Source organism: Succinimonas amylolytica DSM 2873 (assembly GCF_000378405.1).
Taxonomy (GTDB): domain Bacteria; phylum Pseudomonadota; class Gammaproteobacteria; order Enterobacterales; family Succinivibrionaceae; genus Succinimonas; species Succinimonas amylolytica.
Window position 1 is genome coordinate 1 of record NZ_KB899647.1, and the last position, 7,066, is coordinate 7,066.

Here is a 7,066-nt window from a genome sequence, read left to right on the forward strand (position 1 = left end):
ATCAACGTTACAGTTGATTGTCATGATAGCATAATAGGGCTAGACTTATGAAAGGTTGTAAAGGTTATTTATGCACAGCTCCTAACTTAGGGAGATTATCAGGTGAGCAATCATGATGTTGGATACGCCTTTTCGGAATTAGGCAGCAGTATTATCGAACTTTATGAAGCCGGAAAGATCAGCAAGAAGGCTGCCATCAGCCTTATCCGCGCAGGCATAGAGGTTGTTAATCGTCACGACGGCAATCCGCAAGAGGCTACTGCAAGCATTGTGGAGGCCGGATACTGCGGTCTTTGCTTCAGGAAGTGTAAGGATCTGACCTCTGTGTTCGATAATGATGATGACCTTGCTAATGGTGTTTACGGGGAGATTGAATACTTCAACGACTATGGGCTCTTCAGGGATTACTGGGATATCGCTCTGCATCACTACCTTTGTCCGAAGTGCAAGGCAGAGGTGATCAGAGATTACCTGGACAATATGTAGCATTCCGGAACAGCTTTCAGAGGCGTTTTCCCCGTCGTGATTAGCCCATGTGCAATTGAGACCATGATTTTCAGGAGGATCGCTTATTGTTTGCAAGGACCATGCGGCGCAGGAAGCAGCCCCGTCTGACGTTCTGGAATCCGGTCAGGTTTTTGGGAGATTCGGGGGCGGACCGTGCCGGGGGGGACAGTAATCACAAATAGCAATCACCGGCCCGGACAGGACTTATGATCCTGTCCGGTAACGCATTACAATTACGTTATCACCGGCCGGTATTTTCTTCCAGTACGGATTTTCCGAAAAATGCCTCTGCTTCTTTGCCAATGGAGATGCGTTTATGACATTGTCTTTAACCTCCCTGAAGAAATTTGAACTTTTCCTGTTTCTGACGGCGGTCATGCTGCTGCCTGGTGTTTCTTTCGGGGATGCCGGAGTGATCCGGAAACCGCATTCCGTTATCTATACCGATAATTTCGCCCTGGCGGAAAAGGCGCATTCTCAGGACTATTCCCAGTCTCTCCGGGAAAACCTGGGATCTCTTAATGACTATGATGTTATTCCCGGTAAAAGGAATCCCCATCATCTTGCCTTTGTGAAGAAAAACAACGGCCGGAGCTATGTTATTCTGGACAGAATATTTGTGAAGTGCTCCCGGAAAACTCCCTGCCGGCTTTCAGAGGATCCGGGCGCTGTCAGGCTCTCGGACCGGCTCTGGGAGGTAACGGTTTCCGACTATGATTCCTGGAATACCCGGGTCAGGGAGCTTAAGGAGATTCCGGGTGTTATCAGGGTATCGCCGGCGTTTTTCTACGGCATTAAGCATGAACAGAGATAGGATGGGGAGAGTTTCGCTATGAAATCAGGCAGCTGCAGAAAAGGACTTCGTATTGCCAGAACCGCCGCTATTGTGTCAGCTATGCTGCTGGCCGGAACGCTGCTTTCCGGCTGCAAGGGTTCCAAAAACTGGCTCAATGACGGGGTAAAGCTGACTATTGTGGAAGAGGGCGATCTGGCCACCGGAAAGCCCTACAGGCTCAGGGCGGACCGCCACCTCCTGGATCTCCGGGCTGAGCATGGGGACGTATCCACGGTAAATCCTGTAACCGGAGAGAATGCCGGAACCAACGAATGGTTCTATGTGTTCTCAGAGGAAAATTTTTCTGCATATGAACCAGCCTTAGCTGATGACACTAAAGCTGACAATGCTGTCACTAATGATGCTAATGACGGTGAAAATTCCAGCCTGAAGGACTTTACCGAAAACTTCCGCGCCACTCTTGCCGACGGCAGAATCCGGAAGGTAAGGCAGACTTTCTCGGTTAACGATCCCCTGCTGCCGGACCAGTGGCATCTCTGGAATATCGGACAGAATCCCTACGGAGTCACTGAGCCGCCTCTTAAGAAAACCGACCTTAACGTGATCCCTGCCTGGCGCATTATTCTCCCGGAAGAGAAGCAGCAGCTGGACGGAACCGGAGTCTATGTGGCAGTGTTTGATTCTCCGGTGGATATTAATCATGAGGACCTAAAGGACAATATCTATTATCCCGAAATTACCGGCGAGGGGATCAACACCGGGCTTTCCCTGGAGCTCCTCAAGGAGTACCCCAGCCAGGCTTCTCACGGCACCTCTGTGGCGGGAATCATCGGAGCCTCAGCCATGAACAGGCTGGGCGGGCGGGGGATTGCCTTTAATGCCCGGCTGACATCCTTCAGCGAGCAGCTCGAAGCCATAAGCCTGCCCCTGATACTTAAGACAAAGCGCATGAACCTGGTCAATGCCAGCATAGGCTCTGAACTCCACACCTTTGACTCGCAGGCGGCGGCTGATCTTTACGAGGCTCTTTACGAAAACAGTATCGCCGTGGTTCATGCCAACGGAAACGGCTTTGATGAGGGGCAAAGCGAGCAGAAGCCCTATTCCTCCAGCCGGTGCTTTGTGATTGACGCCAACTGCGAATTCACTCAGACCAACAATCTTGCCCGTTATCCCTTCAATATTAATGTCGGGGCTCTGAACTCCCTGGGGGTAAAAGCCTCCTACAGCTCTGCCGGTTCCAATATCTGGGTTACCGGCTTTGGCGGCGAATACGGCGGGGACATAACAGACATTCCCGGAAGCAAATCCAGCGCCGCCATAGTAACCACTCTGAGCAGCTACGATCCCAAGGACTTCAGTGATCCCGATGCCAAATCCCCCTGGAGAAGTCAGGATAACATTTACTACACCAATACCATGAACGGTACCTCATCCGCAGCTCCTTCGGTAACCGGAGCTCTGGCTCTGGTGTATCAGGCAAAGCCGGATATCACGGTTTCCCAGATCCGCTATCTTCTCGCTAAAACATCCCGGAATGACACGGTTATGCCTACGCTGGCCCAGACGCCAGAGGAGGTGCAGGATGATGATTACGGGGAAAGCTTCTTCCTGTCTCAGGGCTGGAAGGACAATGCCGCAGGCTTCCGCTTTTCAGATTACTACGGCTTCGGTGTCATAGATGCGCACGCTCTCGTTAAGGGAGCTCTTGCCTGCGACAGCGATCCCGAATGTTCCGCACTTAAGACCTTCCCTGAAAAGTATGTGTCCTCCAACACCAGTCCCTGTGCCTATACTGACACCACCAAAAGAAATGTCACCTGCTCCTTTTCAGATTTCCGCTCTGCAGACGAAGGCGATGACAGTCTGGGGGATACGGTTCTTGCAGCGGATGCCATAACCTTTGATGTTTCCGGGCTTAGCTATCTCCCTGAAGGACTTATAGACTCCTGCAGCAGGGCCGTTCTCTCCGAGGAAGGCTCTGAGGAACGGAAAAAGGCCGTGTTCGATGTCAATCACCTCCTGGAGATCTCCGCCGTGTCGCAGTCCGGTACAGAATTACTGGTTAAAAACATTTACGCTAACTGGGATTACGGCTCCGGATATACAGCAAGAGAAGAAGATCCCGATGATCCCGCAATGGAGCCTCTGGAGCTTGCGGTGTCAGGCTTTTACCGGGAACCTCTCAGTGAGGAGCCTGACAGGCACTACCAGGTAAGCTTCAGAAGCGTCTGCGAGCTTGATGTCAGCAGTCTCAATGAGAGAATGCATCTTACGGTTTACGGATATCCCCGGGGACGCTGAAGCGGTCAGCTCCCCCCGCCTGGTACCCGTCAGTTTTTATTCCTGAAGCTCAGGGGGCTTACGGCCCGTCTGGCACATAACCTGAAAATTCACACGAGGATTACTGATATGCAGACAATGAACCTTAGCAATGGAAACACCATACCGGCTGTTGGTTATGGCACCTGGCAGGCTCCGGACAGCGAGATTACTGTGGCGGGCGTAAAGGCGGCTGTTTCCTGCGGCTACCGTCATATTGACACGGCGGCTGTTTATGGAAATGAAGTCAGCGTGGGAAAAGGCATTGCCGCCTGCGGTATTCCCCGGGAGAAGCTTTTCATCACCAGCAAGGTATGGAATGCGGATCGCGGCTATGACCAGACTCTGGCTGCCTTTGAAAAAACACTTTCCGATCTCGGACTGGACTATCTGGACCTGTATCTTATTCACTGGCCGGCGACCGCTCATAGATTCAGGAACTGGGAGGAAATCAATCTGGCAACCTGGCAGGCAATGACAGAGCTTTACAGGGCAGGACGGATCCGGGCAATCGGGGTCTCCAACTTCAGGCCGCATCACCTGGCAGCTCTCCTGAAAACGGAGGTAATACCGCAGGTAAACCAGATTGAATTTCACCCGGGACTCCTTCAGCCGGATACCGTCCGCTGCTGCCGGGAAAACGGCATCCTGGTGGAAGCGTGGTCGCCCCTGGGTACCGGAAGAATGCTGTCAAATCCAGTGCTTCAGGAAATCGCCCGGCATTATGGAAAATCAGTGGCACAGCTTTGCATCCGCTGGTGTATTCAGCATGAAGCTCTTCCGCTCCCGAAATCCGTGACGCCGGCAAGAATTCAGGAAAACATCAGTGTTTTCGACTTTGAAATCAGCGAGTCGGACATGAAGAGCATTGATCTTCTGGACAATTTCGGCGGATCCGGTCTCGACCCGGACAGGGTACCCTTCTGATTTCCATGAAGGCGCCTCTTCCGGGACGGCGGGGCTCTCCTCCGGTGGCGCTTTTCTGTTATCCTTTCATATGCCTCCGCGCAGATTTGCGCCGGAAAGGCCGCATCTGTAACCCAAATGAGGATAGTCGGCCGGAAGAAACGCACCGCATGGAAAATGTCCTCTTCAATGACCGGATTCGCAGAGGGAGGTGTCCGGAAGCTGGTGCAGCATAGCGCACAGCTGAAGAGGGAGGCTATTTTCTTGCTACCACAATCGGCTGATAAAAGCCTGTTTCTTCCGGAAACTTCCAGACAGCTTCCCTGCAGCCGCTGGCCAGAAGCAGGTTCGTCAGCTCTTCTCTTCGGGTAGCTCTGTATTCGCATTCAAACTTGCTGACCTGAGGTTCGCCCTCGTCATCAATGATGTACTGCGTCAGATGGTAGTTGTCGCCGGTCCAGTCCCAGGTCTGGAAGGAAACGCGCCGGCCCCTGGCTGTCTTATGGATGTATGGCGGTGAATATGGAGGCCTGTTTACCAGAAGACTGTCATAATCACGGATGCTGGCCACAAAGATACCGTCCGGCCTGATCCGGCCGGTGATGCTCCTTACTGCTGATTCCAGGTCTTTTTTTGTGAGCATATGCGGCAGGGCGTTATCCATCGCAATCACAATAGCAAACTCTTCTGAGAAGGTATCAGACAAAGTGCAGAAATCCGCCTGTTCAAAACGGATCCCTACACCGTTTTTCTCAGCTCGTCCGGCAGCCTCGGCAAGCTCTCCGGCACTGATATCCGATGCGGTTACCCGGTACCCCAGCGCTGCCAGTCCGATGGCCTGTGTTCCGATGCCGCAGGCGCAGTCGAGAAGGGTGGCATCGCGGCCAAACCCGAAACCGGAAAAGATCCTGTCCAGTATTTCCGCCTGTTCTCTGGTGGCAGCCTGCCAGTCCAGAAACAGCCTGTCGTACTGAGCTGCCATACTGTCATAAAATGTCTGTGTGATATTCATTTTTCTGTTATTCCTGTCAAATACTGATTGTCAGTCCAGAAGGGACTGTATTGTTTTTTCATAGTCAGAATCGATAAGTACAACCGGTTCCCCGGCCTGCCGAAAGCCGGCGATAATGCTCCTGCTGTCTGCCTTCAGGCTGTCTACTGAACAGTCTTCCGTGACCAGCCGGGTTTCAATTGCCGACTCATATCCGGCAATCTCACCATAATGGTTTTCGATATATCTTTCGCTCATGGCGAGGCAGATAAAGCGGATCGCCGCGAGATACCGCCCGTCAAAATCATGTCTCCAGCGAAACGGGATGCAGCATCCTTCTACAATCAGATTCTGCCGGTTCTCAATGGCCGTCTTTATGATTTCCCGTATGACTGGCCACAGGTATTCCTTAAGAGCTTCATCATCTTCGGGTGCCAGATCCGTATGGCCGCTGCGGATAAGGCCCATTTTAAGATGATCGGCAGACAGGTACGGATAATGGTATTTTTCGAGCATCTTCTGCGCCAGAAGCGTTTTTCCGGTGTGAGAGGCCCCCGTAATCAGGATGATCATAGCCGGGCCTTCAGCTCTTTTTTGACCTTTTCCAGATCGCTGCAGGTGAGGAGGGGAATCAGACGGTCAATTTCCTCAATGCTTTTATCCCACCACCTAAATCTGAGCAAAAGGTCAGTAAGTTCTTCATCAAAACGTTTCCGGATAACCCTTGCCGGATTTCCGGCCGCAATAGTGTAGGGAGAAATATCATGCCCCACAACGCTGTTTGCCCCGATGATTGCCCCGTCACCGATTTTTACCCCGGGAAGAATGACTGCGTTCTGCCCGATCCAGACATCGTTTCCAATCACCGTATCTCCTTTAATGGGAAGATCAGCATGCTCGGGCGGGGTCATGTTCCAGCCTTCCAGGGTATAGAACGGAAAGGTGGAAACCGCATTCATCTGATGATTGGCGCCGTTCATCACAAACTCGGTACCGGCTGCTATCTGACAGAATTTCCCGATGATGAGCCGGTCTCCAAGCCACTCATAGTGATGGGTAACGTGACTTTCAAAATCCGAATCGGCAATGTAGGTAAACTCTCCGACGATGATGTTCGGACTGGTGATTGTCGGCTTTACATAGATTTCTCTGTCATATCCGGCAACCGGATGAACCACGCCAGGATCCGGTACTTTTGTGTTTTTCATGTTCTTGCCTTGCTAAATTCACACTGCCAGTATGCCGATCCGGTATTCAGAATCCTTTCCGGAGTAAATGACCGGGACCATTCCGGATTCTTTATATCATAATATGAGCAGTGTGCCGTCAGTGTTTTGCTGAAATGTTTCAGAACTGCATAATTTTTCAAAAGGGGATGGCCGTTTATGGGCTTTGTTATTCCGGAATTAAGTATAAATCAGTATTTTACACGCTGTGTATGAATTTTTTGTATTAGGTCTTAAAACGTCTTTTTAAGGCTTCAGGGATTCTTGACAAAAGTGCTGGTGAATCCGTACCATATCGCACACAAAAATCGGGATGTG

Annotated in this window: 7 protein-coding genes; 4 read left to right on the forward strand and 3 right to left on the reverse strand. The window is 51.5% G+C overall.

Features of this window, described 5'->3' with window-relative positions:
- Positions 1–102 precede the first annotated feature (102 nt).
- The 4 genes from F557_RS0117965 to F557_RS0117990 all read left to right on the forward strand — a co-directional run bounded on the left by F557_RS0117965 (position 103) and on the right by F557_RS0117990 (position 4,552).
- Entirely contained in the window at positions 103–486 is a 384-nt protein-coding gene (locus F557_RS0117965; protein ID WP_019003588.1) for a hypothetical protein, read from the forward strand.
- A gap of 337 nt (positions 487–823) precedes the next feature.
- Positions 824–1,321, forward strand: a complete 498-nt coding sequence (locus tag F557_RS23440; RefSeq protein WP_245539433.1) for a hypothetical protein — start codon at positions 824–826, stop codon at positions 1,319–1,321.
- 18 nt (positions 1,322–1,339) lie between these two features.
- On the forward strand, positions 1,340–3,607 hold the full coding sequence (locus tag F557_RS0117985; RefSeq protein ID WP_019003592.1) for a S8 family serine peptidase: 2,268 nt from the start codon (positions 1,340–1,342) through the stop codon (positions 3,605–3,607).
- Between the two features lie 108 nt (positions 3,608–3,715).
- Complete coding sequence (locus tag F557_RS0117990) at positions 3,716–4,552, forward strand: aldo/keto reductase (RefSeq protein WP_019003593.1); 837 nt, start codon at positions 3,716–3,718, stop codon at positions 4,550–4,552.
- A 235-nt stretch (positions 4,553–4,787) separates the two neighbouring features.
- Here F557_RS0117990 and F557_RS0118000 read toward each other — a convergent pair whose 3' ends face one another.
- The 3 genes from F557_RS0118000 to F557_RS0118010 are packed head-to-tail and all read right to left on the reverse strand — an operon-like array spanning position 4,788 to position 6,730.
- The gene (locus F557_RS0118000; RefSeq protein WP_019003595.1) at positions 4,788–5,543 is read right to left on the reverse strand and encodes a class I SAM-dependent DNA methyltransferase; all 756 of its coding nucleotides are present in this window, start codon (positions 5,541–5,543) and stop codon (positions 4,788–4,790) included.
- Between the two features lie 30 nt (positions 5,544–5,573).
- On the reverse strand, positions 5,574–6,095 hold the full coding sequence (locus tag F557_RS0118005; protein ID WP_019003596.1) for a hypothetical protein: 522 nt from the start codon (positions 6,093–6,095) through the stop codon (positions 5,574–5,576).
- A complete protein-coding gene (locus tag F557_RS0118010) occupies positions 6,092–6,730 on the reverse strand; it encodes a CatB-related O-acetyltransferase (RefSeq protein ID WP_019003597.1) in 639 nt (212 codons plus the stop codon). Before F557_RS0118010 ends, F557_RS0118005 begins: the two co-directional genes overlap by 4 nt.
- Positions 6,731–7,066 lie beyond the last annotated feature (336 nt).